Consider the following 25,894-nt stretch of genomic DNA (forward strand, 5'->3'; position numbering starts at 1 on the left):
TGGAGACCGGAGGGCCAGCCAGTCGATCACCATCGGGCTGCCCGTCCGGGACCACCCGGAGACGTGGCCCGGGGCCGATGTAGTAGCGCTGACCGCCGTGCTCGGCGGGAGGCGGGGCCGAAAGTCCAGGCGGCCGAAGAAAAACGGCGGGCCGTCCGGTCGTTCACTCCAGCTCCTTAGGCCGGCTCCTGAGGAATCGTAGCCCAGCCCTCCACGCGCGCTCGCCTAGCGTGCGCCCGCGGACCCGCTCGCCGACGACGACGTTCAACCCGCGCCCCGTCCCCACGATCACATCCGGCGGGCACGGCAACCGCCTCGCACATCCGCCAGGTAGGCCCCGCTTCGACGTACGAGTCCAAAAACACGTCGCCGAGTCCGTCCCGCCGCGTCCAACCGTCGCAATTTCCTGTCAGAAGTCCGGTCCTTCGGGCCCCGCCGGTCGGACACGGTCATCACGCTCACCCCTAAGTGTTAAACTCGTAAAATATTAACGAGTAACCGCCTGTTAGGCTGGAACACCCGTGAACAGGGCCTTCGTGAAACGCAAGAGACGGCAGGCCGCGAAGACGACTCGGCGACCGGCCGTCCTCTCGCTCTTCCTGGAAGCGGGGGGTTCAGACGAAGGGCCCGTCGTTCGCGCAAGACGGTCGCGACGGCCGGCTGAGGTCTCCAAGACGCACGCTGTTCAAGTATTCCCGACCAAGGAGGACATCGTCCTGCACAGCATACTCCCGACCATCAGGCGAGCCCGCCCGGGTCGACGCGGAACGGAGACAGGGCAAGGCGCCGTGGAGGCGCCTGCAACCAGCCATTCCTGGCCGGTCTGAAAGGGCCGGGACCGTGAACGGGGCTCAATCAACGACCATCCACGAGGATCTAGGTACCACCGGACTGAGTTCTCCACCACCGCCCGCCCTGGCCGGCGAGGGTCTTCCGGTACATGGCCCTGGACGAGGAGGCGCTCGCCGCTGGCGACTCCACCGAGGTCACCGACGACCCCCTCACCGACCCGGCTCGTCGCCCGGCAGGTGGACCCGTGCAGCGGGTGCTGGCACCGGCGCAAAAACGGGCAGGTGATCGGTGGAGGGTGGAGACGGCCGAGCGGGCCATCCCGCGGCCGTCGCCGCCCCCGACCACGCCTCGCCACTGCTACGGCGATCCGCTGACCACCCGGCCGGCCCGGCCCCGGACCGGCCCGGCCGGGCCGGTGGCGGGCGGAGGCGCCGTCCCCCGTGGGGGCGGGCGGCCCGTACGCTCCCGCCCGCCCGTGGTGCTCAGCCCGCGACATCGGTGCGGTCGGCCGACCACAGGTGTGGAAAGGAGCCCTCGCGTCCACAGCTGAGTAGGGTGCGCGCCGAAGAAAGTCGCGCTGCCCCTAGATCCAGGCACCCGCCGCGGGCCAGCCGATCGGCGCGCAGCCGTCGAAATAGTAGGCCAGCGCAGGTCGCGAAAAAACCCCGGGGCCGGGAAATGCCCAGCTCCGCGGCATTGGACACCAACCCGCCGCCAGGAGTCCGCGCCCAGGGTCAGCGTCGTCGGCCAACAAAAAAAAAAAAAAAAAAGTAGGGGGGGCGGCAGAGCAGGGTGACCCGGCTTCTCCTCCGCCTCGTACGCCTCGCGGATCCGGTCCAGGAAGACGGCGCGGATGATGCAGCCGCCCCGCCAGATCGTGGCCCCAGCGCGACGAGCGTCGACAAAGTCCCACGCGTACTCGGTGCTGCCGGCCCGGAGCTGCGTCGAAGCACTGGCGTAGGCGACGATCTTCGAGGCGTACAGCGCCCGCCGCACGTCCTCGGCGAAGTCCTCGACGAGGAGTCCCGGCACGGCACGCCCGAGGGGAACCGGCGCAGGCCCCGCGCGGGCGGCCCCGCAGGTCCGCGCTGCCCCGTACAGGAAGCGCGCGAAACACCGCCTCGGCGATGCGCTTCACCGGGACGCCCAGGTCCAAAGCGCCGATTGACCAACCGTCCAGCGGCCGGTGCCCTTCCGCTCGGCCCCGTCGGCGATCACGTCGACCAGCGAGCGTACCGTGTGAACCGCGTCCGACATGCGGAGCACCTCCGCTGATGACTCGAATCAAGGTACGAGGAACAGCTCGACCCTCGTTCCACTCGGCGAAGATGTCCGACAGCCTCCGCCGGGGTCGCCGAGCCCCTGCCTGCAGCAGGCGATAGGCCTCGGCGATGAGTGCATGTGGCGTAACTCGACTGCCGTTGCTGCACCAATCTTCCCAACGTAGGCCCGCCCCGTCGGCAGCCGATGTCGTGCAGCAGGGCCACACGTCCACCCTGGCCCGCGATGTCCTCCAGCAGCGGAACCAGCGCCTGGTCACACGACTCCTATCGAAACCCCGCCGGGCATGATGCTCGGCACGAGCAGCGCGCCACCCCTCCCCGCCGGAGACCCCCCCCCCGACGAAGATGCAGGCCACGCGCGCGCAGGTCGGCCCTCAACGCCGGCGGGTGTCGGCGAAAGGGCGTTGCCCGCCGTACCAACAAGCATGCGCCATCCAGGCTCCAGCAGGGCGGCGCGAACCCTCGATCACCGTCGGTCGGCGCCCCCGCCTGACCATGAATCAGAATCGGCCGCGCGGGCGCCCAGGCCGCGACCAGACCTCCGGCCGGTGTCACAGGGGACGAAGGTGCCATCGTCACCAGTGCTCCTCGCATCAGTGCCTTCGATCCTGTACGGGAGGCGGTTGTGCACCGCCACCCGCATGTCCGTGCACTGGGCAGTGGTGTTGCGGGCTAGGTTCGCCCCCATGACGGCACTCAGGGCCATGTCACCACCGATCTGATGACCTTGCGTTCCATTGAAAACCCCCATCCCAAGCTCGGAAAACGCGAAAAAACGGTTATCGTGACAGAAGCAGAAACACGGCGAAATGCCCGTGGGGGAAACTACAATCGAAAACCCTGACGGCGAATGATTCCGGACGTCACAAATGTTCCATGACCTACGCGGAACCACAAGAACGGGCTATTCATAAAGAGCGGTGCATCATTCTTCTACTAAATTTTTACCCCATCCCCCTTTTTTCCTTCCAAACAGTGAGTTGTTGTTAATGTGAACGGAGAAATCACACGCCGCGCTATTATAACCGCCCCCGCGTACGAGAGTTGCGTTCCGTGTAACGGTCATTGGCACAGATGGCTGACGTCCAGCAGAATCTAACTTTCGCTCAGGTTTTCGATGAATTCACCCACGGCATTCCGCCGTGTTCTGCTTTCCGCGTCACGAGACCGGTTTCTCCGAGCTGGAGGTTTTCAATGACGCAGGCACAGATCGGTGTGACAGGGCTGGCCGTCATGGGGGCGAACCTCGCCCGCAACCTGGCCAGGCACGGACATGCGGTGGCGGTGCACAACCGCTCCCAGTACAGGACGAAGGCACTGATCGAGGAGCACGGTGACGAGGGCACCTTCGTCCCCTGTGACACCCCGGAGGAGCTGGTCGCGGCACTGGAGCGCCCGCGCCGCATTCTGATCATGGTCAAGGCGGGGGCGCCGACCGACGCGGTGATCGAGGAGTTCGCCCCCCTGCTGGAGCCGGGCGACATGCTGGTGGACGGCGGCAACGCCCATTTCGCCGACACCCGCCGGCGTGAGGCCGACCTGCGCGCGCGTGGCCTGCACTTCGTCGGGGCGGGGGTCTCCGGCGGGGAGGAGGGCGCGCTGCTCGGGCCGAGCATCATGCCCGGCGGCTCGAAGGAGTCGTACCAGGCGCTGGGTCCGCTGCTGGAGGACATCGCGGCCAAGGTGGACGGTGTGCCCTGCTGCACGCACATCGGCCCCGACGGGGCCGGGCACTACGTGAAGATGGTGCCACAACGGCATCGAGTACGCCGACATGCAGCTCATCGCCGAGGCCTACGACCTGCTCAGGCAGGGGCTCGGCCGGACCCCGGCGGAGCTGGCGGACATCTTCGCCGAGTGGAACGAGGGCGAGCTGTCCTCGTACCTGATCGAGATCACCGCGGAGGTGCTCCGCCAGGTCGACGCGGTCACCGGTACGCCGCTGGTCGACGTGATCGCCGACCGGGCCGAGCAGAAGGGCACCGGCCGCTGGACGGTGCAGATCGCGCTTGACCTGGGCGTCCCGGTGAGCGGCATCGCCGAGGCGGTGTTCGCGCGCTCCCTGTCGGGGCACGCGGACCTGCGGGGCCGCCGCGCGCGGCCTGCCCGGCCCCTCGGGCGTGCCGGCCGGGACCCTCGGCGAGGACTTCGCCGAGGACGTGCGGCGGGCGCTGTACGCCTCGAAGATCGTCGCCTACGCCCAGGGCTTCGACCAGCTCCGGGCCGGCAGCACCGAGTACGCGTGGGACCTCGACCTCGGCGCGCTGGCCACGATCTGGCGGGGCGGCTGCATCATCCGCGCCGTCTTCCTGGACCGCATCCGCGAGGCGTACGAGGCGGAGGAGAAGCCGGTCACCCTGCTCGCCGCCCCCTACTTCGCCGACGCGCTGACCCTGGCGCAGGACTCCTGGCGGCGGGTGGTGTCCAAGGCCGCGGAGCTGGGCATCCCGGCCCCCGGTTTCGCGACCGCGCTGGCCTACTACGACGGGCTGCGCGCCGAGCGGCTGCCCGCGGCCCTGATCCAGGGGCAGCGCGACTTCTTCGGCGCGCACACCTACCAGCGGGTGGACCGCGAGGGCTCCTTCCACACCCTGTGGTCGGCCGACCGCACCGAGGTCGCGGGCTGAGCACCACGGCGGGCGGCGCGTACGGGCCGCCCGCCCCCACGGGGGACGCGCCGCCGCCCGCCACCGCCCCGGCCGGGCCGGGCCGGGCCGGGCCGGGCCGGGTGGTCAGCCGATCGCCGGGAGCAGGGCGAAGGCGTGGTCGGCGGCGGCGACGGCCGCGGGATGGGCCCGCTCGGCCGTCTCCCCCTCCACCAGCACCTGCCAGTTGCGCCGGGCCAGCACCCGCTGCACGGTCAGCACCTGCCCGGCGACGAGCCGGGCGGTGAGGTCGTCGGTGACCTCGGTGAGCGCCACGGCGAGCGCCTCCTCGTCCAGGGCCATGTACCGGAAGACCCGCGCCGCCAGGGCGGGCGTGGTGAAGACCATCCGGTGGTAGCCGAGCACCTCGGGATGGTCGTTGAGCCCCGTCACGGGGTCCCGCCGTTCCAGACCGGCCAGGAAGTGCCGGTGCAGCGCCTCCAGCGGCGCCTGGCCCGGTCTCCGTTCCGCACGACCCGGGCGGCCTCGCCCTGATGGTCGGAGATGCGGTGCAGGACGAGGTCCTCCTTGGTCGGGAAGTACTTGAACAGCGTCGGCTTGGAGACCTCAGCCGCCGCCGCGACCTCCGCGACCGACACCTCGTCGAACCCCCGCTCCAGGAAGAGCGAGACGGCCGTCGCCGAGATCGTCTCGCGGACCTGCCGTCTCTTGCGTTCACGAAGCCCTGTCACGCGTTCCAGCCTAACAGGCGGTTAACTCGGTTAATATATTTACCGAGTTAACACTTAGGGGTGATGCGTGATGACCGGTGCCGGACCCGGCGGGCCCGACGACCGACTCGACAGGGAAATCGACGGTGGACTCGGCGACGGACTCGGCGACGGACTCGACGTCGAGCGGGCCTACCTGGCGGAGTGCGAGGCGGCCGTCCGCCGGATGATCGACGGGGCACGGTTGAACGTCGTCGTCGGCGAGCGGGTCGCGGGCGACCGCTACAGCGCCGAGAGGCTGGGCTACGACCTCAGGAGCCAGGCCAAGGAGCTGGAGGAACGACCGGACGGCCCGCCGTTCTTCGGCCGCCTGGACTTCGGCCCCGCCTCCGCCGAGCACGGCGGGCAGCGCTACTACATCGGCCGCGGCCACGTCTCCGGTGGTCCCGGACGGCAGCCGATGGTGATCGACTGGCGTGCCCCGGTCTCCACCGCGTTCTACCGGGCGAGCGCCCGCGACCCGCGCGGGGTGTCCGTACGGCGTCGTTTCGGCTGGTCCCGGGACCCGGTGGCGCTGACCGGCTTCGAGGACGAGCTCCTCGATGACGGCCAGGGCCCCGGGGAGGGATCCGGGGAGGAGGCGGGAGCGACGGCGGGGGTGGCGAGCCGGATCGTGGCAGCCGAGATCGAACGGCCCCGGGTCGGGCCGATGCGCGACATCGTGGCCCACCATCCAGCCCGAGCAGGACGAGCTGGTCCGCGCCGGCCTGGAGGAGTCGATCTGCGTCCAGGGGGCGCCCGGCACCGGCAAGACCGCGGTGGGGCTGCACCGGGCCGCCTATCTGCTCTACACCCACCGGCAGCGGCTCTCGCGCGCGGGCGTGCTGATCCTCGGCCCCAACCGGGTCTTTCTGGGGTACATCGCGGCCGTGCTCCCGGCGCTGGGCGAGGTCGACGTCGAGCAGACCACCGTGGACGGCCTGCTGGCACGCGGGCCGCTGCGGGCCGAGGACCCCGAGCAGACCGCGGTCGTCAAGCACGACGCCCGGATGGCGCACGTGCTGCGCCGGGCGCTGTACCGGCGGGTGACGCGGCCGGCGGACGGGATCGCCGTCCCCGACGGCTCCTACCGGTGGCGGATCGGGGCCGAGGAGTTCCGCCTCGTCGTGACCGGCGCGCTGCGGGAGACGACCTCGTACGGGGTGGGCCGCGAGCGCGTGCTCTCGCGGGGTCGTGGCCCTGCTGCTGCGGCAGGCCGAGGCGCGCGGGCAGAACGTGAACGCGGCCTGGGCACGCAGGACGGCCAGGGCGGTCACCGGGTACGTCGACGCGGTCTGGCCGGTCGTCCGGCCGGAGGAGGTGCTGGCGGAGGTCCTCGGCGACCCTGCGGTGCTGGACGAGGCCGCGGACGGCGTCCTGTCCCCCCGCCGAGCGGGCCGCGCTGCTGTGGGACCGGCCCCCGCGCTCGTTCAGGAGCGCGAGGTGGTCGGCGGGCCGACATGGTGCTGCTCGACGAGATCTCCGGGCTGCTGGAGCGCCCGCGGGGGCCACGGTCACGTCATCGTCGACGAGGCCCAGGACCTCTCCCCGATGCAGTGCCGGGCGATCGCGCGCAGGAGCGAGCACGGCTCGATCACCGTGCTCGGCGACCTGGCGCAGGGCACCACGCCGTGGGCGGCCCGCGCCTGGCGGGACCAGCTCGCCCACCTGGGCAGGCCCGAGGCGGAGCTGATCGCCCTGACCACGGGCTTCCGGGTGCCCGCGGCCGTGGTGGCGGTCGCCAACCGGCTGCTGGAGGAGCTGGCCGTGGACGTGCCCGGGACCCGCTCGTTCCGCACGGACGGCCACCTGGCCGTCCGGCGGGTGTCCGATCCGGGCGAGGGCACGGTGGCCGCGGTACGCGCCGCGCTCGGCCACGAGGGCTCGGTCGCGGTGATCGCCGCCGACGCCGCGCTGGACGCGCTGACGGCCGCGCTGGACGCCGGGGGCGTCGAGGTCTCCCCGCTGGGCGACGGCACCTGCGCTGGCCGCGTCACCGCCGTGCCCGTCTCGATGGCCAAGGGTCTGGAGTACGACCACGTGGTGGTGGTCGAGCCGGCGCGGATCGCGGAGACCGGGACGCGGGGTCCCCACCTGCTCTACGTCGCCCTGACCCGCGCGGTGTCGCGGCTGGACGTGGTGCACACCCGCCCGCTCCCGTCCTGGTTCCCGGAGCCCGCCGACATCGGCAGTGATCTTTCGTATTAAATGTTCCTTTCGCCCGATTATTCGTCTTTAATCCGACACACCTAATGCTGGAAATGGCTGGAATTCACGGGAGACAGGAGGAACTCCTGTTACGCTCCGGGCCGTGAGTGATTCACTGGACGCGCTGGAACGGCGAATAGCCGACCTCCGCGCCGAGGTGCGGCGGGCGGTCAAGGCGAGGGAGAACTCGCTCGCCAGGACGCTTCGCGGGGACCTGCGCCGGGCCGAGCAGGCCTGGGACGCGGCGGTGGCCGTCGAGACCCCGGTCCCGGCGCCCGCCCCGCGCGAGTCCGGGGCCTCGCTGCTCCCCATCAGGGAGCAGGTCCACCAGGCGCTGGCCATGCTGGGCGTGCCGACGCCGGCCAAGCTGATCGTGGCGGTGAACGACGCGTTCTTCTCCCGCGAGCTGCGCGGCTCCCAGCTGACGAGCCTGCGCCGCGACGAGGAGCGCTCCTTCCGGGGGGACCCGTACGCCAGGCCGTACTACCTGTGCGCCGCGCTGACGGACCGCCTCTCCCCGGCCCGGGGGCTGCTGGCCGACAGCACGTGGCCGCCCGAGCGGCGGGTCCTCGGGCCGCTGAGCCCGCGCGTCGACTTCCTCGTCTCGACCATGCGCATCGCCGAGCACCTGACGCGGCTGGCGGAACCGCCCGCGGGCGCGGTGCGGCTGCTGTCGCGGATGGCGCAGAACATCCCGGGCGCCGTCGAGGGGTTCGCCCCGGCCAGTCCCGCGACCGCGATCCGCGCGGCACGGGCCGAGCTGGAGGTGCACCGCGCCACCGACGCCGCGCAGCGGGCCGAGGTGGCCGCGCGGGCCACGAGGCAACTACCGGACGCGGAGCGCCTGTTCGGCGTCACCGCGATGAACGCCGTGAGGGGGGCCTTATGAAGACCAGGCTGGACGGAAGGACCGGCTCGTGAGCACGGTCCGGGACAGAGCCGTCGTGATCAGGCTCGACGAGCTGCGCGGGCCGGTGCCCGCGCGCCCGCACGACGCGCGGGCCATCGCCGCGCTGGCCGCCAACCCCGGCTGCACCCGCCGGGCGGTGATGGACGCCGCCGGCGTGGACAAGGACCTCACGGCCCGGCACGTCGGCTTCCCCGCGCCGTTCGGCCAGTCGCAGTTCGCGATCACCCGCGGGAACGTGTTCGAGGCCCTGGTGAAGGAGAACGGCTGCGCCGAGCTGCTCCGGCTGCTGCGCGAGCTGCTGGACCTGCCCGTCGAGCAGGTCGGCTACCAGGACGTGGAGAGCGTCGGCTCCCACCTGCGCCACTCCCACACGCGGGCGCTGATCGACCGCGCGGCACGCCAGGACGACGGCTCCGCGGTCTTCTACGACCACCCGCTGCTCAGCCTGGAGATCGCCGGGCACACCTCCTACCTGGAGCCCGACGTGGTCGCCTTCCAGATCGGCGGGCGCTTCCACATCGTGGAGATCAAGTCGTTCGGCATGATCGACGGGCAGGCCGAGCCGGACAAGGTGGCGGCGGCGGCCCGGCAGGCGGCGGTGTACGTGCTGGCGCTGCGCACGCTCATGGCCGATCTCGGGCACGACCCGCTGCGGGTCTCCCACGACGTGGTCCTGGTCTGCCCGGAGAACTTCGCCAACCGCCCGACGGCCGCCCTGGTCGACGTGCGCAAGCAGCTCTCGGTGCTCAACCGCCAGCTCACCCGGATGACCAGGATCGAGCAGCTGCTCCAGGGCCTGCCCGCCGACGTCACCTTCGACCTGGCCCCCGGCGAGGACGGCGTGCCGACCCGCTCGGCCGACGAGCTGGCCCAGGCGCTGATGCGGGTGCCGGCCCGGTACGCCCCGGACTGCCTGTCCACCTGCGACATGTGCATGTTCTGCCGTCACGAGGCACGCGCCTGCGGGTCCACCGACCTGCTGGGACGTCAGGTCCGCGACCAGCTGGGCGGCGTCTCCGGGGTGGACGAGGCGCTCGGCCTGGCCGAGGGCACCCGCGAGCCCGCCGAGGGCCAGGAGGAGATCGCCCGCCTGCTGCGGCTGGCGAACCGGTTGCGCGAGGAGTCGCTGCGGTGAGGGCGGTCCGCGGATGAGCGCGCTGACGGCGCTGGCGCAGCTGCGGGCGATCCGGGACGGTGTCGCGCAGCGGATCACCACGGTCCGGCACTGCCACGTCTCCGCCCAGCCGATGGTGCTCATCCCGCTCAAGCTCGCGGGCGAGGCCGCCGCGCCGCTGGCCGCGATGGTGGGCACCGACCCGGGCCATCCCCGGTTGCTCGTCGTGCCCCAGCCGCGCAACCGGGACCTGCGGTTCGCCTTCGCCGCCGGGCTGGCCGAGGTGCTGCTGCCGTACGTCGAGGGGTTCGCCAAGAGCACCGAGACGGTCGAGCGCAGGAGCGGCGAGCCGTACGAGCGGTGCCTGGACGCGCCGCAGATCCTGGTGCCGAACCGGTCGGCGGCCTCGTTCGTCGGGCTGCTGGGCCGCTCCACCCGGTTCCGCCGGGCCGACGGCCCCTACCCGGTCCACCCGTCGGTGCCGCTGCTCGGCCGGTGGCTGACCTACTTCGCCGACCGGTCGCAGCAGCCCGGCTCGTCGATGCTGCTCGTGGCGACCGAGGCGCTGAGCCTGCACTGGGCCACCGGGCAGAGCGGCCTGGAGGACGCCAACCTCGCGGCGCTGATGGGATGGATCGATCCCCCGCCAGGCACCTCCGGGCGCCAGGCCGCCGAGGAGGCCGAGGATCCGCTGCTGTGGCCCCCGGCCGGTCCGGCCACCGACCCGGGTTTCGACAACGAGGTGCTCGGTCCCGCGATCCGCGCCTACGAGGAGGCGCCGACCGACCGTGCCGTGGACCGGGTGAGCCAGGCGCTGCGCACCCAGCTCGACCCCACCTGGCGGCTGATGTGGCGGGCGGTGGAGCTGTTGCGCTCCCTGCCCGAGGGAGCGCGGGTGAAGGACCGCTGGGAGTTCGACCGCGGGTCGTTCACCCGGTTCACCGAGCGGGTCGCAGAGGGCGGGCCGCCGCAGGCGCGCAGGGACGGGGCGGTCGGCGCGGCGGCCCGGCTGGCCGGGCTGGAGCGGGCGCGGGCCGGCTACGACGTGCAGCGGGCCCACGACGATCCGCTGCTGATGGCCGAGTACCGGCTGACCGGTGAGGCGTTCGCCGGGACGGTGACGTCCGCCGACCCCGAGCACAGCGAGGGCGAGGGCCGCTCGCGCAAGCTCCGGCCGCTGGTCACGGTCCGGACCGGCGATCCGGTACGGCTCACGCCCGGCACCGTGGTCGGCAGCCCCGACCGCCGCGGGCACGCCGCCGAGATCGTCGGGATCGCGGACGGGGAGATCACCTTGAAGATCGTCAAGGGCATGGGGCGGGGGAAGACACCGGTCCCCGGGTCGGTGCCCGAGCCGGGCGAGCGGGTCTCGTACACCTCGCTGACCGACGACTTCCAGTCGTCGGCGGCGCTGCCCGATCCCGAGCGGACGCCGTGGACCCACGGCGGCCCCCCGCAGGAGTACGTCCCGAGCGACGACGACGCGCAGGAGGAGTGGCTGTGAGCGCCCGCCCGACGCCGCGGCAGGAGGCGGCCGCCGTGGTGGACGCCGTCCTGGCCGACCTGCCCCGCCACCGCGGCGTGGTGGTGGACTCCCCGCCGGGCGCGGGCAAGTCCACGCTGGTGGTGAAGGCCGCGGGGCACATCGCCGAGACCGGCGAGCCGCTGATGATCGTCGCCCAGACCAACGAGCAGGTCGACGACCTGGTGGAACGGCTCGCGACAGAGCATCCCGACCTGCCGATCGGCCGCCTGTCGGCGAGCGGCTACATCACGCCCGGACGCATCCTCGCCCACCCCAACGTCTCGGTCGCGGGCAAGCTGCCCGACCTCGGGGACCCCGCGGTGGTGATCGCCACCGCCGACAAGTGGGCCTGGGTCGGCGACCGCACCTGGCCCTGGCCATCGTGGACGAGGCGTACCAGATGCGGTCGGACAAGCTGCTGCGCATCGCCTCGCTGTTCGAGCGGTCGCTGTTCGTCGGCGACCCCGGCCAGCTCGACCCGTTCTCCATCGTGGACGGCGACCGCTGGGCGGGCCTGTCGTGGGACCCGGTGCAGAGCGCGGTCGCGGTGCTGCTGCGGCACAACCCCGACCTGCCGGTGCACCGGCTGCCGGTCTCCTGGCGGCTGCCCGCCTCGGCGGCACCGGTGATCTCCGAGGCGTTCTACCCGTTCACCGGCTTCCGTGCCGGGACCGGTCACGCCGACCGGAGGCTGGAGTTCACCGTGGACGGCATGCGCACCTGCCAGGACCGGGCGCTGGAGGAGGCGGCCGCGTCGGGCTGGGCGCTGTACGAGCTGCCGAGCCGCCACACCGTGCGGCACCGACGCCGAGGCCGTACGGCGACCGCTGAGCTTGCGGTGCGGCTGCTGCAGCGCGGCCCGGTCGCGTACTCCGAGCGGGGCGCCCATCCGGTGACCGCGGGCCGGATCGCCGTCGGCGCCGCGCACCGCGACCAGGTGGCCGCGATCAGGGCCGCCGGGGTGCCGCCGGAGATCACCGTGGACACCGCCAACCGGCTGCAGGGCCGGGAGTACGACGTGACGATCGTGCTGCACCCGCTCTCCGGGCGGCGTGACGCCACCGCGTTCCACCTGGAGTCGGGCGGCTGTGCGTGCTGACCTCCCGGCATCGCCACGCCTGCGTGGTGGTGGCCAGGGCGGGCATCCCCGAGCTGCTGGACGCCCACCCGTCGGCCGAACCGGTCCAGCTCGGCGTGCCGGTGAAGTTCCGGACGGCTGGGAGGCCAACCAGGCGGTGCTGGCCCACCTGTCCAAGCACCGGGTACGGCCGGACCGCTGACGGGGCGGCCGTCCCGGGCCCGTGTCCGGAGCGGTGGCCTCGATCTCGTGACCGGGCCGCCGGCCGGAGCGATCCCCCGGGCGCGGTCAGCCCGTGACGGTCACCGGGTGCATGTGCGCGGTCGCGGGGGCCTCGGGGTTGGCCCTGATCCACTCGATGCGCTCGCGGCTCTCCTCGTCCGCGGGCGTGTAGACGACCATCCTGGTCTCCGGCGGCGACGGCAGCGTCATGCTGGTCGAGACGGTACGGACCTGCCCGCCGGAGAAATGGTGGAAGATCTTCATCTGGCTTCCCGGCCTGGCCACGTCGTGGGCCGCCCACATGCTCGCGAACTCCGGGCTGGCGGCCGACAGGGCGCGGACGAACCCGGTCCAGGCGGGCTCGCCCAGGTGCCGCCCGAACCCGGCGCGCAGGACGGCGACCATCTGGGCCACCTCCTCGGCCCGGTTGGCGATCTGGCTGCAGCACTCCTGCATGGCGAAGATCTGCCAGAGCACGTTGCGGGTCGCGACCGGCTGGGCGACCACGTTCGGGAACAGGGAACCGTAGGCCGCGTTCCAGGCCAGCAGGTCGTAGCGGCCGTTGTAGACGGCCGCGGGGATCGGGTCGAGCCGGTCGAGGATCACCTGGATCTCCGGGGCGAGCCGTCCGCGGGAGGCGTCGCCCTCGGACACGGCGGGCACGTCGGCGAGCGGTAGAGGTGCTCGCGCTCGGCCTGTCGAGCTCCAGGGTGCGGGAGATCGCGTCGAGGACCTGCACGCTGGCGTTGATCGGCCGCCCCTGCTCCAGCCACGTGTACCACGTGACGCCGACCCCGGCGAGCAGGGCGACCTCCTCGCGCCGCAGCCCGGGGGGTGCGCCGGCGCGACCCCGGGGGCAGTCCCGCGGCCTCGGGGGAGATGCGCTCGCGGCGGTTGCGCAGGAACGCCGCCAGCTCGGCGCGGCGGGTGGCCGACCCGGCTCCCCTCCCGGTACCCGGTGCGGTGACGGTCATCCCCCCATGGTGGCCGACGGGCGATCCGGTTGCCAGGTGCCGTCGATACCAGATGAGCGGGCTCTCGTCACCCGTACCGGCCCGGTCCACAGGCTCCTTGCCATGACCGTGACATCGGCTCCGGCCCCGGCCGCCCGTACCTCCTCCCCCTGGCCGCTGACGGTGATCCTGGCCGGGCAGTTCATGGCCGTCCTGGACGTCTCCATCGTCAACGTCGCCTCCCCCGTGATCCGCTCCGACCTCGGCACGTCGGGGTCGGGCCTGCAGATGATCGTTTCCGGCTACACCATCGCCTACGCCATGCTCCTGGTCACCGGTGCCCGGCTGGGCGGCCGCCACGGCGGGCGCCGCCTGTTCCTGTACGGCCTGGCGGGATTCACCGCGGCCTCCCTGGCCTGCGGCTGGCCGTGTCGGCCGGGCAGCTGATCGCCTTCCGGTTCCTGCAGGGCGCGGGGGCCGCCCTGATGGTGCCCCAGTGCTGAGCATGATCCAGACGAGCTTCGCGGGCGCGGCCAGGGCCCGCGCGCTCGGCCTGTACGCCGCGGTGGTCTCCGGGGCCGCCGTGGCCGGTCAGGTGCTGGGCGGCGTGCTGGTCTCTGCGGACCTGTTCGGCTCCTCGTGGCGGCCGGTGTTCCTGGTGAACGTGCCGATCGGCGTGGTCCTGCTCGTGCTGGGGGCGCGGCTGCTGCCCGCCGGGGGCCCGTCGCGGCACCGCGCGCTCGACCTGCCGGGCCTGGTCACGCTCTCGGCGGCGGTCGGCCTGCTGGTGGTCCCCCTGGTGCTGGGCCACGAGCGGGGCTGGCCGCTGTGGAGCCTGGCCGCCCTGGTGGCGAGCGCGGTGATGGCGGGCGTGTTCGTCCTGGTCGAGCGCAGGGTCGCCGCCCCGCTGGTGCCGGTACGGGTGCTGCGGGCGCCGGGGACGGTGCCGTCGGCGTTGGTGGTCTTCGGGACGATGACGACCTACGGCGGGTTCCTGCTCGCCTGCGCCCTGCACCTGCAGGGACCGCTGGGTGACGACCCGCTGGCGGCGGGCCTGACGTTCGTGCCGGCCGCAGTGGGGTTCACCGTCGTCAGCCTCGGCTGGCGCCGTGTCCCGCACGCCTGCACCGCTGGATGATCGTCGTCTCACTCGGCGTGGCCGGGCTCGGCTACCTGCTGCTGTCGCCGGCGCTCACCGCGGGGAACCGGCCGCTGCTGGCGGCGGCGTTCGTGGTGATCGGGGTGGGTCTGGGCGGGGCGTTCAGCCGACGCTGTCGGTGGGGCTGGCGCACGCCGCCCCCGAGGACGCCCCGGACGTCAGCGGCCTGTTCGTCATGATGACCCAGCTCGGCCAGGTGGTCGGGGTCGCCACGTTCGGGACGCTCTATCTGGGCTCGGGGTCGGTGGCGGCCACCTGCCTGGCCCTGACCGGGACGATCCTGCTCACCGGGGCGTGCGCGCTGCCGCTGCTGCGGCGCCGAGACCCCCGGCCCGCGACACCGTGACGACGGGGGGACGTCAGACCGTGCGCCGCCAGACGTCGATGGCCAGCACCTGGCGCATGCCCACCGACAGGTAGAGGCCGAGCGCGGGCGTGCCGTTGTTGGCGTCGACGTGCAGGTAGGTGCCGGCCCGCCGCGGCCGGCGTCCTCGGCGAAGGCCCTGCGCAGCATGAACCGGCCCAGGCCCCGGCCCCGGAACGCGGGCGCCACGGCCAGGCGGCGCACGTAGCCGCAGTTCTCGTCGCCGAGGAAGGCGTCGGTGCCCAGCAGCATCGCCACCGGCTCGCCGTCCAGGCGGGCGAGCGCGAGCTGCGACCAGTCGGTGCTCGCGGAGGAGGCCAGCTCGTCGTACCACTCGTCGTAGCCCTTGGGGCGAACCCGAAGTGCTCGGCGAAACCGGCCTGCTCCACGGCGTGGGCCTGGCGGCGCACCTCCTCGGTGAGCCCGTCGTGCACGGTCACGCCCGCGGGGAGTGCGGGGTGGCCGACCGGCCCGGTGTGGTCGGCCCGCAGCCGACGAAGGTGGTGGCGGCGCCGAAGCCCCGGGCCGCGGCGAGCGCGTCGCTTGCTCGCCGTCCTCGCGGTACAGGGCGATGTCCCACCACGGCACGGTCGTGGCCGAGACCGGCGGTGATCCCGCCCGCTCGATCACGGTGTCCCAGAGCGGGCCGGTCAGCTCGGGCGTGGCGGGGTGCACGACGACGTCGATGTCGACGTGTCGCCGGTGCCCTTGCGCCACGCCCAGGCCCAGCCGTCAGGCGTCCGGTCGTGTCGTGGACCAGCAGGCCGTCGGTCCCGAGGTCGAAGGAGGGGTCGTTGATCTGGTCGGCCACGTCGTCGAGGGTCATGTCCGCCTTGCCGATCACCTGGACGTCGCAGAGCGAGATCAGCTCGTGGATGCGGGGGGCGTCGTCGGCCCCGGGCCGCCCGGGTGACGTACCGGCGGGGATGCTCGTCGTCATGTGCCCATCGTGCGGGGGCGACTTGACAACACTGGGCCCGGACTTGGCGCCGGGCACGGCCGGGGCGTCAGTCCAGGGCCGGACCGGCTGCTCCTCGACTCGGCGGCGTCCCCGGGGCCCGCCGCGCAGCGGGATCCTTGATGAAGGCCGCCAGCGGGCACCAGCACGGCGAACAGGATCGCCCACCGAAGACCTCGGAGATGGAGACGGCCAGGGACTCCAGGAAGCGGCCCGCAACGTTGCCGGGAAGCCGGTGCAGGCGCGGGTCGAACTGGGCCCCGCGGAGGCGAGCTTCTGCCCGCCGCACCCAGCCTGCTCTGCAGACGGCGGTGAGCTCGTTGTTGAAGACCGCGCGAACAGCGAGACGCCGAACGAGCCGCCGATGGAGCGGAAGAAGGTGGAGGCGCTGCTGGCCACGCGAGGTCCTTCTGCTCGACGCTGTTCTGGGCGATGAGCATGGTGATCTGCATCAAAAAGCCCATGCCGAGGCCGAGGACGCCGATGAACAACCGGTCTGCCAGGCGCGGGTGTGCACGTCCATCCAGGGAGAGCAGCCACATCCACGGCCATGATCGCGCCACCGAGGAACGGGGTAGATCTTGTACCGCCGGTCCTGGTGATGGCGCGCCGACGAAGAGGGAGACCACCATGGAGGCGCCCATCATGGGCAGCAGCAGCAGGCCGGAGTTGGTGGCCGTGGCGCCTGGACGGTTCTGCTGGAAGAGCGGCAGGAAGTTGATCGCGCCGAACATGCGACCGAGCAGGAACCCCAACGCCGAGATCAAGGCTGAAGTTCGGCGCGGAAGACGTGCAGCGGCAGGATGGGCTCGCGGCGCGGCGCTCCACCGGGACGAACAGGGCCAGCGTGACCACGGCGAGCGCCGCCAGGCCGAGGATCTGCGGCGAGCCCAGGCATAATCGTTGCCGCCCCAGGTGGATGAGGACCAGCGCGGTGATGCCGATCGAGAGCAGGACCGCGCCGAGCCAGTCGATGCGGTGCTCGGTGCGCAGCCTGGGCAGCTTCAGCGTGACGGCCAGCATGGCCAGCGCGACGAAGCCGAGGGGCAAGGTTCACGTAGAAGGCCCAGCGCAGTTCAGGTGGTCGGTGATGAACCCGCCGACGACGAGCGGTCCGGCGATCATGGCAAGGACATCACGGCGGCCATGATGCCCTGTACTGGCCGCGCTCGGGGGGCGGGACGGCATGGCCGATGATCGCCATGGCGTTGACCATCAGGCCGCCGGCCCAGCCCCTGCAGCGCGCGGAACGCGATGAGCTGGGCCATGGCCGTCCGAGGGACGCCGCGAGCAGGTCCGAGCCGCCATCCCGCAGAGCGCGGAGCCGAGCATGAAGAGGACGATGGAGGCGAGGAAGATGTTCTTCCTCCGTACAGGTCGCCGATCTTGCCCAGATGGGGGTCGAGACGGTGGTGCCGAGCACGTAGGCGGTCACACCCCACGACAGGTGGGTCAGGCCGCCGAGCTCGCCGACGATGCGCGGCATCGCGGTTCCGACGATCAGTTGTCGAGCATGGCAGACTATCGCGAGCATGAGCCCGGCAGCACTACCATGACCTCGCGGCGCCGCCCCGGTGCGGCCGCGGTCTCCTTCATTCCACGCCCCTGGGAAATGCTTACTGCGACCGGCTAGCGTCGGATATATGGGGAAGTAGCGCCTTACTTGCGGCCGTCAAGTGATTCATCGGTAAAGGGAGCCATGAGGGAACACCCCGACACGCGGACACGCTCAGGAGACCGCCCGACGTTCTTCATCGAACAGGGCTACGAGGCCACCTCGCTGCGCGAGATCGCGAGGCCCTGGGCGTGACCAAGGCGGCTCTCTACTACCACTTCAAGACCAAGGACGACATCGTCCTCAGCCTGGCCGAGGACAGGTCGCGCACGATCGGCGAGCTCGTCTCCGGCCGAGGAGCAGCCGCGCACCGAGGAGACCGGCGGAGCTGGTCCGCGCTACTCCCGGACCTGAAGCAGGGCAGGCACCGCCAGATCATCCGGTTCTCGAGCGCAACCAGACCTCGCTCAAGAACAACCCGATCATGGAGAGGCCGGGAGCACATTTCCAGCTGGTCGACTTCCTGGTCGATCCGGACGACCTCCCACCACCCGGCTGCGGAACAGGATGGCCCTGTTCGTCCTGCACTCCGCCTGGTTCGTGATGCGCGACGAGACGCTCGCGACGACGAGGTGGAGGCCGTGCCGCCCTGGGAGGTGGGGCGCGCTCGCACCTCGTCAGGGCGGTGAGCGTCCTCATCGAACCCGCCCGCAGTGGCCGGGGTACGCCGGGGGCTGGCTCTGGTCTCATCTGGTCAGCGACACCTCGGTGGAGGAGCTGCATGCGCCTGTCGCCGAGACGCTCGGCGTGCCGCGCCGGGCGCTCGACGCGACCACTACGACGTCCCCGAGGACCGTGCTAGGCGCGCGGCGCCGTGGCGACTCGGCGCCCCTGAGGAGGTGCCTCCCGCGAGCTCGTCGCCCGGCTGTACCCCGGGGCGCGGTCTCCGCATGTAGGCGCCGTGTCGGGACGCAGCCCTGACAGCCGGCCGCTATAGATCCGGCGTCTCGGGCCATCAGGCCGCGGGTGAGGAGCAGGTCACCGGGGTGCACGGGTCACAGAGTGGGGACGACAGTGCTGAAGGCGGGTGCGAAACTGATCGCGTTCCTCCGATGGTGGCCCGCGGGGCATCTGAGCGGTCGAGCTGACGAGCTCGTGGAAGGCGCCGTCAAGCAGCAGGCGGCGGCGCACGGCACGCTCGTCTCCGAGCCACGAGATAGGGGTCAGGTCAGGCCTTCAACCACGTGGTAGCGCGGCCGAGACGCGATGGCACGGTATGACGCCACGCACGACAGAGGGCTCGGCCGCGGCGACTTCGACGGGCTGGTGTACAAGGATCCGGCGGCTGTGTCGGCCAATCGGCCCCGACCTGCTGCGCTACCGCTGCCCGAGGGTGGCCGTCATGCGCGTTGCGCGAAGGGGTTCTTCGACGCGGGCGAAGAACCGGTCCGTGACGGGCCATTACTGCACACGCGCTGACGCTGACATGCGAGGCCGGTCGTGGTGACGCGGGCCGCAAGTGTCACGGATCCTGGCCGAGCCTGCGCGACCGTGACACATGGGCAGACGCGGGGCGAGAGTGGGAGGACCGCGAGTCGGTGGTCTGCTCCGTGCGAGGCCCGAACACGACTGTGTGATCACCATGGGCCGCAAAGCCGACGACCTCAAGGCCTGTGCGTGCATAAGCCGCGGGTAGTCAGACGCCTTCTCCGAGGTGGGCGGCTGGACCCGTCCGGATCCCGCACGGTGCGGGGCAGCGTGTCGTGGCGGCGCGGCCGAGAACCCACCCGTTCGGCGCGCCGCCGCCGTTCCGCGGCCTCCTCCATCGCCCTCCTTGGCTTCCGCTCGTCCTCGTACGCGCCCGGCGTCGTCGCGTCCTCGTACTGCTGACGAACCGCTTCTCACATCCTCGTACACGCAGACGTGCCTGTTCGCGTGCTCGTATCACCGGGCCGGCTTTTGCGTGCGGTCTCAGTGCGCGGTCTCGGTGGCGTGGGGTGTCTCCGCGCCGTCCGACCTGGGCGATCGTCGTCGCGGTCGCGAGTCGCGTCCGCACCGGCACGCGCTGCGGGGAATCCTGGACCGCGACAGATTAGGCGGTGACGTGCTGTGCAAGTGGCTACTGGCATACGCGCGCTGTGAAAGGAGGGACCGTGGAAGCCACATCGCCGCGTGCGTCTGCGCGTGACGCCGCGAGTGTTTCCCCTGTCACATCACGGCACTTCTCGCGCCATGCCTCGCTGCAGGCCCTGGGCGTGCATCCCACCAGATCCGCGAGGAGCGATCTGCTCGAGCTCAGATTGTGCTGCTCGGAGGCGTGGTCCAACGTCGGTCCAGCACCACCGCCCGGCGACGTACTACATGGTGCAGCACGCGCCGTCGCGCGAGCCGCTGCATCGATCAAGGTGGTGGACGTCCGGCAACGCTTCGACTGTCGGTGGACGGCGCCTCCTCCTCCGGCCTCCTCCGACTCCACCTCCGAGCACGGCATGACTGCTGATCATGGCAGGCCGCTGGCACGACGTGACAATCCCGCTTCGGTCAACCAGGCGTACGAGGTAGGCTCGCATCGTCGGCCTGAGACGGCAGCTGTGCGCTTTGCGTCGACGGACGCACCCTGGGGCTGTGCACTGCTGCTCAACGAGGAGCTTGAGCTCGTAACGAGGGCTCCCCGAGGTAGTCGGTGGACGGTACACACGACGTCGGGGGACCATCTCCGGCATGTGCTGATTCACGGCACGTGCGACGGCTGGAGTGAGCCGTCGATGAGGAGAAGACGTGATGGTCAGGGCGCCTCTCGCGCGGGCGTCGTGGTGCACCACCGAGGACCGGATGATAAGGTAGCGTCCAGCAGGTTCCGTGCGCACGCTGATGTAGAGCGGGAGGCTGCTGGGCCCGGAACGACGTTCGTAGATCATCAGGACGTTGGAATCGGGGCTCCGGCGACGAGGTTGATGAGGCGGCGCGCGCGCGCAGGCCGGTCAGCGCGGTCACGGCATATCATCGTGCGCTCTATGTCCTCCTGCCAGTGGCCGAGCGGGCCGTGACGAGCAGCGAGGATGGAGCGCGTCCTTGATCGAGCGCCGCATCGCGTCTCGCGCAACGCCGCGCATAAGCAGGACTGGCGATCCGAGCGGCGTGCGGCCACCTGGAGTGGCCAATGTGTGTGAGTCGATGATGGTCACGAAGCGTGGTTGCGTCCGCGGTCCCGCGGGGGTGCGCAGAGCACCTGAGACGGCACCTGCCGGCGACGTGAGCCGCGGCGGCTGGTGCGGCAGGGAGCCGTGCTTGCAGCCAGCCACTGGCGCAGGCGCACGCGCGCACAGGGCTCATCACCGGACGTGCGTCACGGTGACGACCGAGGGCCGTTCTTGGTGAGACTCGCGCTTGTTGACGTGTGTCTGCAGCGGCAGGGTGGTGAAGGCGAACTGCGGTGCGCGCTGATCCTCCGCTGAACGGGGTGCGGCGGGACAGCATGCGCGGCATCTCGGGGCACCTCGGCGGTTCCGGCGCCGCGGTGGCCAGGTGCGGGTGGCCCGTGAGATCGTCCTGGCCCCGGGTATCTGGGAGACCAGGGGGATCTCGTCCAGGTGCGGAGACCGCGTTGACCAGGAAGCGCACCGTTGGCCGGTTGGACGACGGCCTTGGCGATCCCCTGGCGAGCATCTCCCGGGTGTCGATCGTCTCCGCGGGCCGGCGATCTCCACGAGCCCGAAGAATCCGCAGAGTCCTGGGCTCCGCGGGATCCGCGCGATCCGCGGACGCTGCGGACACCAAGGAGCGCGGGGAGCGCGGGGAGTCGGAAACTCGGGCTCGGCGAGGTCGGGCGGTTCCGGCGAGGTGTCCAGCAGACGGCCAGCACGTCGGCGCCGGTGACGCCGTCGACCGCGGCTGGTACGTGCACCTTCATGTACAGGGCCGTGCGGTCCCCGGCCAGGCCGTGGATCAGTACATCTCCCACAGCGGCAGCCGCCGGTCCAGCCTGCGGGCGTGCAGCCTGGCCACCTGCTCCACGAGCTGCTCGTCGCTGCCGGGCGCGGCAGCGCGAGCTCGCGCACGTGGTAGTCCAGGTCGACCGCGTGCTCCTCGGTCCAGTAGGGGTGGTCCAGGCCGAGCGGGACGGGCACCAGCCTCATCCGGAAGGGCGCCGCCAGGGCAGCCTCCTGGCCAGCAGCGACACCAGGTCACCGCGCGACAGCCCGCCCGACAGGATCGCCAGCCCCCCGATGTTCGCGAGCGTTCGTCGAGGTCTCGAAATTCAGGAACTGCGTGTCCACCGCGTTGAGCTGTCGCACGTCTACCTCGGGAAGTCGTCCTCCCATCCTGCTCCCGTGAGGTCGTCAGGGCCAGCGCGCCGAGCGCGGCGAGCCGACCAACGACACCAGGACCAGTGACAGCGGGATGAGAGCGAACACGACGAGAACGGTCATGATCTCACTGATCAACTGCGACCACCGGGAGAGCTGGGCTCGGTTCGTCCCGCCGTACACCGCGTTCCAGCGTCGAGCTTCAGCGCGAGATGGAGTTCTAACCTGTGGGTCCGTTCTTGAGGTCGCGGTCGGCCAGCTGCTCGATCCTGTGAGCCGGTAGTAGAGGCTGGTGCGGTGCAGGTGGCAGCAGCGGGCGGTCTCCTGGACGTCCCCTCGCTGTCCAGTAGGTCTCCAGGGTGACGGACGAGCCGGGGTGCTCGCGCAGCGCGTCAGCGGCCCGCCGGCCTGACCGGAGGCGTCGGTGACCGGTTCGGCCAGCAGCCGGTACACGCCCAGGTCCGGCAGCGGGCGACGGGTCCCAGCCTCGCTCGGCCGCCGCCGCCCTGGCCGCGACGAGCGCCTCGCGGGGCGCCACGTACGGCCGACTCCAGCCCCGGGTGCACGGCGCTGACCCCGGCGCCCGCACCGTGTCCGCGCGACCCGCCGCTCACCCAGCGCACCGCGTCCTCACCTGCGGTTGAGCCAGCAGCACGGCGTGCCGGTCCAGCATCGTGAGGCCGGGGGCGCAGCGTCCTGGCCAGTTCCGCGCGACCGCCTCGCGCACCCCGGCACGGTTCCACCGGAGCGCGATGGACGCGCAAACGGTCCCTCGCCGAGCACGCCGGCCGCGCGCGCCGCCACACGATGTCTGCCGGTGAGCAGGTGGCCAGGGTGTGCGAGCTGCCGCCGTCGTCGAGCAGGGGCGCGGCGATCGCGGCGGCGTCGCGCACGGCCACTGCCGCTCCTGCGGGCTCAGCGGGCCGGCCCCCTCGATGATCCACAGGTAGCCGACCCTGCGGTCCTGGTGCAGCAGCGGCACGCGAGACGGCCGTACCATGCACTGAGCGCGTGGCGTCGTCGGGGACCCGGGACCGGCTCCCTGGCCCGTGCTCACACCCGTGCGCCTCCTGCCAGGCGGTCACCTCCGCCGGACCGACCGCGACAGGATGGCGTGGCCCTGACAGGGTCGGCGTCGCCGTGGTGGGCGCTGTGGGCCACGACCCGGCCCTCAGTGTCGTCCACGGAACATGCCCGCCCAACCGCCGCGGCCAGCGACTCCAGCAGTTCCTGACATCATCCCGCGATCACCGTCCGATCCTACATATGTAGGAAGGTCTCCACCGGCGGAACGATGACGGGCCACCGCGCGCGTCGTAGCGTCACAGTAGTCACAGTCCGGGCGCGCGTCTCGTCAAGCCGTCCGCGATCGGCGGAAGGACGTTCTTGGAGATGCGCAGCCGCGTCGCCCCGTGGGCCCCGCCCCGGGCACAGCTGCGCCTGACCGAGCTGGAGTCGGAGGTGTCCGGCTGGGGCCTGGACGCGGTGACCCGGTGGCGACGCGGTGCTGGCCGAGCACCGGGGCCGCCTCGACGAGGACGGCGTGGTCTGTACGCGGGCACAACACGATGAGCGAGCGGGCCAGGGCGGCCACGAGATTATCCATGGGATGCCGTCCCTCGATGGGCTGGCCGGCGACAACGTACCAGACCGGCCTGGACGAGCTTGACGTGCTGGAGGTGCTCGTCCCGCTCCAGGTCGCCGCGCTGATGGGCGGCGCGTTCGCCGAGGTGCGGCATGCAGAGCGGCACGCTGGCCAAGTCTGGACTGCTACAGCGCGTTCACCGCCCCGGGCGACACGATCGCGGTGCCGCCCGAGGGAGCCGGTGGGCCACGGCGCCCGCAACGCGCGGGCCGTGGCCGGCATCCGGGGGCTGCAGGTCGCCGACCTGCCCTACGACGCCGCGCGGCTCGACGTCGACCACGACGCCCTCCCGGGCCTTCCTGCGCGAGCACCGGCCCGCGCTGGTGGGCTCGGACGGGGCTGATGCTGTGTTCCGTACGACGTGCGCGCGGGTGCGCGCGGCCTGTACGAGGTCGGCGCGCGATGGTGGTGTAGCGACGCACTCGCACGTGGCGGGGCTGATCGCGGGCGGCCAGGGTTCCAGTGTCCAGTTGGGCGAGGGCGCGCACCTACTGCTGACCAAGTCCACCTACACCTCCTTCGCGTCCTCCGGGCGCGGGCCGTGGTGGACCCGCGACGAGGAGCTCGCCCGCCGGGTGTCGGAGCGTCGCTACCCGGCCTGAACACGCCAACATACGACGCCTCCCGCCTGGCGCCGCCTGCCGTCGTCGCCGCCGAGCACGCCGCCCGGGGGTCTCCGGTTACGCGCCGACCGGCTGCCTGGCCAACGCCCGGGCACTGGCTCGGCGCTGGACGCGGAGGGCTTCACCGTCTTCGCCGCCGACCGGGGTGGACCGTCCTCACATCACGTGCGGGTGGACGCCACCGCGTTCGGCGGCGGGGACGAGGCCGCCAGCTGCTGGCCGAGGGCGGGTTGTCTACCTCAGCGGCATCGGCCTGCCGGCCAGGCGCGGCGAGCCCATGCGGGGCCGTGCGGATCGGCACCCAGTGACCCGGCGCGGTTTCCCCCCGGAGGCATGGGCGCACGTCGCGGCCCTGATGCGCCGCCTGCTGATCGACGGCCATGATCCCGCCGAGGGTGCTGGCGGACGCGGTGGCGCTGCGCCAAGCCCACCCATGATCCCGGACGGCCCGCTCGTACCCCGGAGGCTCGCCCCTGGCGGGCCGGTCCGCTTCTCCCACCGGTGACCGGCGGACGGCCCCGTCTCGCGGGACCGCCCCGTCCCGGCCCCCGGCCCCGGATCCCGTCGGTCGCGCTCGCGAGCGTGTCCGGAGGGGACGCGGGCGAGCGGAGTGGCCGCCCTCCGGGACCTCGTCGGGGCATTGGGGGATCGCGCGGGACCCCGGGGCGGGTCAGACCGCCGGTGGTACTGGTCGGCGGGCCAGCGGGCGCCGGCCGGGGGCCAGCTCGCGGGCGGCTAGGCTTGGGGCCAGTAGGGGTTGCGCGCAGACAGCTCGCGGCCGAGCAGCACCGGCGTCGGCCCGGCCGGAGGCGACGATCTCCTCGGCCTGCGGGGGTCGGTGATCTCCCCGACGGCCCGACACGGCAGATCGGTCTCGGCCTTGACCCGGGCCGCGAACGGCACCTGTAGCCGGGGCCCGGTGAGGATGCGCGCCCTGGGGACGTTGCCGCCAGGAGGAGTACGTCGAGGAGGTCGACGCCGTGGTGCGAGAGTCCTTGGCCGAACCGGACGGTGTCGTCGACGCTCCAGCCCTCGCGGTCGTCGGCGGGGTCCTCGGCGAGCCCAGTCGGTGGCCCGAGACGCGGAAGAGGACGGGGAAGCTCCTCGGGCCAGACCGCGCGCACCGCGTCGACGACCCGGAGCGCGAACCACGCGTCCGGCCCTCGTAGGAGCCGCCGTAGGCGTCGGTGGCGGTGGTTGCTGAACGGCAGAGGAACTCGCCGATCAGTAGCCGTGCGCGCCGTGGATCTCGGCACCACCCGGAAGCCCGCGCCAGTGCCCGCCCGGCCGCGGCGGCGAAGGCGTCCCACGAGCCGGTCGATGCCGCCGGTGTCCAGACTCCTCGGGGACGGGTGGGCCACGTCAGGGCGAAGGGGATCGGGCCTCGGCGCGACCGGCACGCCAGCCGTTCTCGCACGGGACCGTTGGGGGCGCCGCCCTCGCCAGGGGCGGCGGGTGGAGGCCTTGCGCCCGGCGTGCGCGAGCTGGACGGCGGGCACGGCGCCGTGCTCGGACAGGAAGCGGGTGATGCGGGCGAACGCCTCCTGCTGGCGGTCGTTCCACAGGCCGAGGTCGGCCGGCTGATGCGGCCCTCCGGGCGTCACCGCGGTGGCCTCGGCCATGACGAGCCCGGCACCGCCCACCGCGCGGGCGCCCAGGTGGGTCAGGTGCCAGTCGGTCGGCTGCCTCCGGCCCCTCCTCCGCCGCGCGCAGTACTGGCACATCGGAGACATCCAGATCCGGTTGGGGGACAGGTGAGGCTGCCGCAACGTCAGGGGCTCGAACAGGGGCGCTCACGGGCCGTACTCCTTCTCACGCGGGGGCATCCGGGGTGACGCGGGAC

General features: G+C 72.1%; 20 protein-coding genes and 5 pseudogenes. 16 read left to right on the forward strand and 9 right to left on the reverse strand.

Features of this window, described 5'->3' with window-relative positions:
- Positions 1 to 1,149 precede the first annotated feature (1,149 nt).
- Positions 1,150 to 2,049 (reverse strand): annotated as a pseudogene (locus tag ABD832_RS42440) (NADP(+)-dependent, decarboxylating phosphogluconate dehydrogenase).
- Between the two features lie 1,259 nt (positions 2,050 to 3,308).
- Between ABD832_RS42440 and ABD832_RS42445 the strand changes: the two are divergent.
- The 3 genes and pseudogenes from ABD832_RS42445 to ABD832_RS42455 form a co-directional block, all read left to right on the forward strand.
- A pseudogene (locus tag ABD832_RS42445) lies at positions 3,309 to 3,731 on the forward strand (NAD(P)-binding domain-containing protein); the annotation flags it as partial.
- 118 nt (positions 3,732 to 3,849) lie between these two features.
- A pseudogene (locus ABD832_RS42450) lies at positions 3,850 to 4,107 on the forward strand (NADP-dependent phosphogluconate dehydrogenase); the annotation flags it as partial.
- A gap of 88 nt (positions 4,108 to 4,195) precedes the next feature.
- Positions 4,196 to 4,702 (forward strand): NADP(+)-dependent, decarboxylating phosphogluconate dehydrogenase, encoded by a 507-nt coding sequence (locus ABD832_RS42455; RefSeq protein WP_425582733.1) that lies wholly within the window; start codon positions 4,196 to 4,198, stop codon positions 4,700 to 4,702.
- Between the two features lie 105 nt (positions 4,703 to 4,807).
- Here the strand turns inward: ABD832_RS42455 and ABD832_RS38030 are convergent, their stop codons facing one another.
- Both ABD832_RS38030 and ABD832_RS38035 read right to left on the reverse strand, forming a co-directional pair.
- The gene (locus ABD832_RS38030; RefSeq protein WP_344906306.1) at positions 4,808 to 5,113 is read right to left on the reverse strand and encodes a hypothetical protein; all 306 of its coding nucleotides are present in this window, start codon (positions 5,111 to 5,113) and stop codon (positions 4,808 to 4,810) included.
- The gene (locus ABD832_RS38035) at positions 5,110 to 5,412 is read right to left on the reverse strand and encodes a TetR/AcrR family transcriptional regulator (protein ID WP_344906309.1); all 303 of its coding nucleotides are present in this window, start codon (positions 5,410 to 5,412) and stop codon (positions 5,110 to 5,112) included. The genes ABD832_RS38030 and ABD832_RS38035 overlap by 4 nt, the downstream gene beginning before the upstream one ends.
- Before the next feature lie 1,212 nt (positions 5,413 to 6,624).
- On the opposite strand from ABD832_RS38035, the gene ABD832_RS38040 reads away from it, so the two are divergent.
- From ABD832_RS38040 to ABD832_RS38060, 5 genes are all read left to right on the forward strand, one after another.
- The gene (locus ABD832_RS38040; RefSeq protein WP_344906312.1) at positions 6,625 to 7,638 is read left to right on the forward strand and encodes an ATP-binding domain-containing protein; all 1,014 of its coding nucleotides are present in this window, start codon (positions 6,625 to 6,627) and stop codon (positions 7,636 to 7,638) included.
- Positions 7,639 to 7,741: 103 nt separating this feature from the next.
- Entirely contained in the window at positions 7,742 to 8,527 is a 786-nt protein-coding gene (locus ABD832_RS38045) for a hypothetical protein (RefSeq protein ID WP_344906300.1), read from the forward strand.
- Positions 8,528 to 8,555: 28 nt separating this feature from the next.
- A complete protein-coding gene (locus ABD832_RS38050) occupies positions 8,556 to 9,683 on the forward strand; it encodes a hypothetical protein (RefSeq protein ID WP_344906297.1) in 1,128 nt (375 codons plus the stop codon).
- A gap of 13 nt (positions 9,684 to 9,696) precedes the next feature.
- Positions 9,697 to 11,166 (forward strand): hypothetical protein, encoded by a 1,470-nt coding sequence (locus ABD832_RS38055; RefSeq protein ID WP_344906294.1) that lies wholly within the window; start codon positions 9,697 to 9,699, stop codon positions 11,164 to 11,166.
- A gap of 364 nt (positions 11,167 to 11,530) precedes the next feature.
- Positions 11,531 to 12,286, forward strand: a complete 756-nt coding sequence (locus ABD832_RS38060; protein WP_344906315.1) for a hypothetical protein — start codon at positions 11,531 to 11,533, stop codon at positions 12,284 to 12,286.
- Positions 12,287 to 12,553: 267 nt separating this feature from the next.
- Here the strand turns inward: ABD832_RS38060 and ABD832_RS38065 are convergent, their stop codons facing one another.
- Positions 12,554 to 13,150, reverse strand: a complete 597-nt coding sequence (locus tag ABD832_RS38065; protein WP_344906318.1) for an MmyB family transcriptional regulator — start codon at positions 13,148 to 13,150, stop codon at positions 12,554 to 12,556.
- 413 nt (positions 13,151 to 13,563) lie between these two features.
- Here ABD832_RS38065 and ABD832_RS38075 point away from each other — a divergent pair, with 413 nt between their 5' ends.
- From ABD832_RS38075 to ABD832_RS38085, 3 genes are all read left to right on the forward strand, one after another.
- On the forward strand, positions 13,564 to 13,887 hold the full coding sequence (locus tag ABD832_RS38075; RefSeq protein ID WP_344906320.1) for an MFS transporter: 324 nt from the start codon (positions 13,564 to 13,566) through the stop codon (positions 13,885 to 13,887).
- A gap of 58 nt (positions 13,888 to 13,945) precedes the next feature.
- Entirely contained in the window at positions 13,946 to 14,578 is a 633-nt protein-coding gene (locus tag ABD832_RS38080) for an MFS transporter (RefSeq protein WP_344906322.1), read from the forward strand.
- A 139-nt stretch (positions 14,579 to 14,717) separates the two neighbouring features.
- Positions 14,718 to 14,945, forward strand: a complete 228-nt coding sequence (locus ABD832_RS38085; RefSeq protein WP_344906597.1) for a hypothetical protein — start codon at positions 14,718 to 14,720, stop codon at positions 14,943 to 14,945.
- A gap of 195 nt (positions 14,946 to 15,140) precedes the next feature.
- Here the strand turns inward: ABD832_RS38085 and ABD832_RS38090 are convergent.
- Positions 15,141 to 15,284: pseudogene (locus ABD832_RS38090) on the reverse strand (GNAT family N-acetyltransferase); the annotation flags it as partial.
- A 115-nt stretch (positions 15,285 to 15,399) separates the two neighbouring features.
- Positions 15,400 to 15,903, reverse strand: a complete 504-nt coding sequence (locus tag ABD832_RS38095) for a hypothetical protein (protein ID WP_344906600.1) — start codon at positions 15,901 to 15,903, stop codon at positions 15,400 to 15,402.
- 933 nt (positions 15,904 to 16,836) lie between these two features.
- On the opposite strand from ABD832_RS38095, the gene ABD832_RS38100 reads away from it, so the two are divergent.
- The 3 genes from ABD832_RS38100 (at position 16,837) to ABD832_RS38105 (ending at position 18,457) form a co-directional block, all read left to right on the forward strand.
- Entirely contained in the window at positions 16,837 to 17,118 is a 282-nt protein-coding gene (locus tag ABD832_RS38100) for a hypothetical protein (protein WP_344906324.1), read from the forward strand.
- Between the two features lie 609 nt (positions 17,119 to 17,727).
- Positions 17,728 to 18,165, forward strand: coding sequence for a hypothetical protein (locus ABD832_RS42460; RefSeq protein WP_425582735.1), 438 nt, complete (start codon positions 17,728 to 17,730; stop codon positions 18,163 to 18,165).
- On the forward strand, positions 18,080 to 18,457 hold the full coding sequence (locus ABD832_RS38105) for a DUF4031 domain-containing protein (protein WP_425582736.1): 378 nt from the start codon (positions 18,080 to 18,082) through the stop codon (positions 18,455 to 18,457). The genes ABD832_RS42460 and ABD832_RS38105 overlap by 86 nt, the downstream gene beginning before the upstream one ends.
- A gap of 2,365 nt (positions 18,458 to 20,822) precedes the next feature.
- Here ABD832_RS38105 and ABD832_RS38110 read toward each other — a convergent pair.
- Together ABD832_RS38110 and ABD832_RS38115 are read right to left on the reverse strand one after the other, a co-directional pair.
- Positions 20,823 to 21,612 (reverse strand): annotated as a pseudogene (locus ABD832_RS38110) (wax ester/triacylglycerol synthase domain-containing protein).
- Positions 21,613 to 21,816: 204 nt separating this feature from the next.
- Positions 21,817 to 22,236, reverse strand: coding sequence for a hypothetical protein (locus tag ABD832_RS38115; protein WP_344906326.1), 420 nt, complete (start codon positions 22,234 to 22,236; stop codon positions 21,817 to 21,819).
- 1,169 nt (positions 22,237 to 23,405) lie between these two features.
- Here ABD832_RS38115 and ABD832_RS38120 point away from each other — a divergent pair.
- The gene (locus tag ABD832_RS38120) at positions 23,406 to 23,771 is read left to right on the forward strand and encodes a hypothetical protein (protein WP_344906327.1); all 366 of its coding nucleotides are present in this window, start codon (positions 23,406 to 23,408) and stop codon (positions 23,769 to 23,771) included.
- A gap of 85 nt (positions 23,772 to 23,856) precedes the next feature.
- Positions 23,857 to 24,030, forward strand: a complete 174-nt coding sequence (locus ABD832_RS38125) for a hypothetical protein (RefSeq protein ID WP_344906328.1) — start codon at positions 23,857 to 23,859, stop codon at positions 24,028 to 24,030.
- 260 nt (positions 24,031 to 24,290) lie between these two features.
- On the opposite strand, the gene ABD832_RS38130 is transcribed toward ABD832_RS38125, so the two are convergent.
- The gene (locus ABD832_RS38130; RefSeq protein ID WP_344906330.1) at positions 24,291 to 25,784 is read right to left on the reverse strand and encodes an oxidoreductase; all 1,494 of its coding nucleotides are present in this window, start codon (positions 25,782 to 25,784) and stop codon (positions 24,291 to 24,293) included.
- Positions 25,785 to 25,894: the final 110 nt, after the last annotated feature.

It is taken from the genome of Streptosporangium longisporum, assembly GCF_039534895.1.
GTDB lineage: Bacteria > Actinomycetota > Actinomycetes > Streptosporangiales > Streptosporangiaceae > Streptosporangium > Streptosporangium longisporum.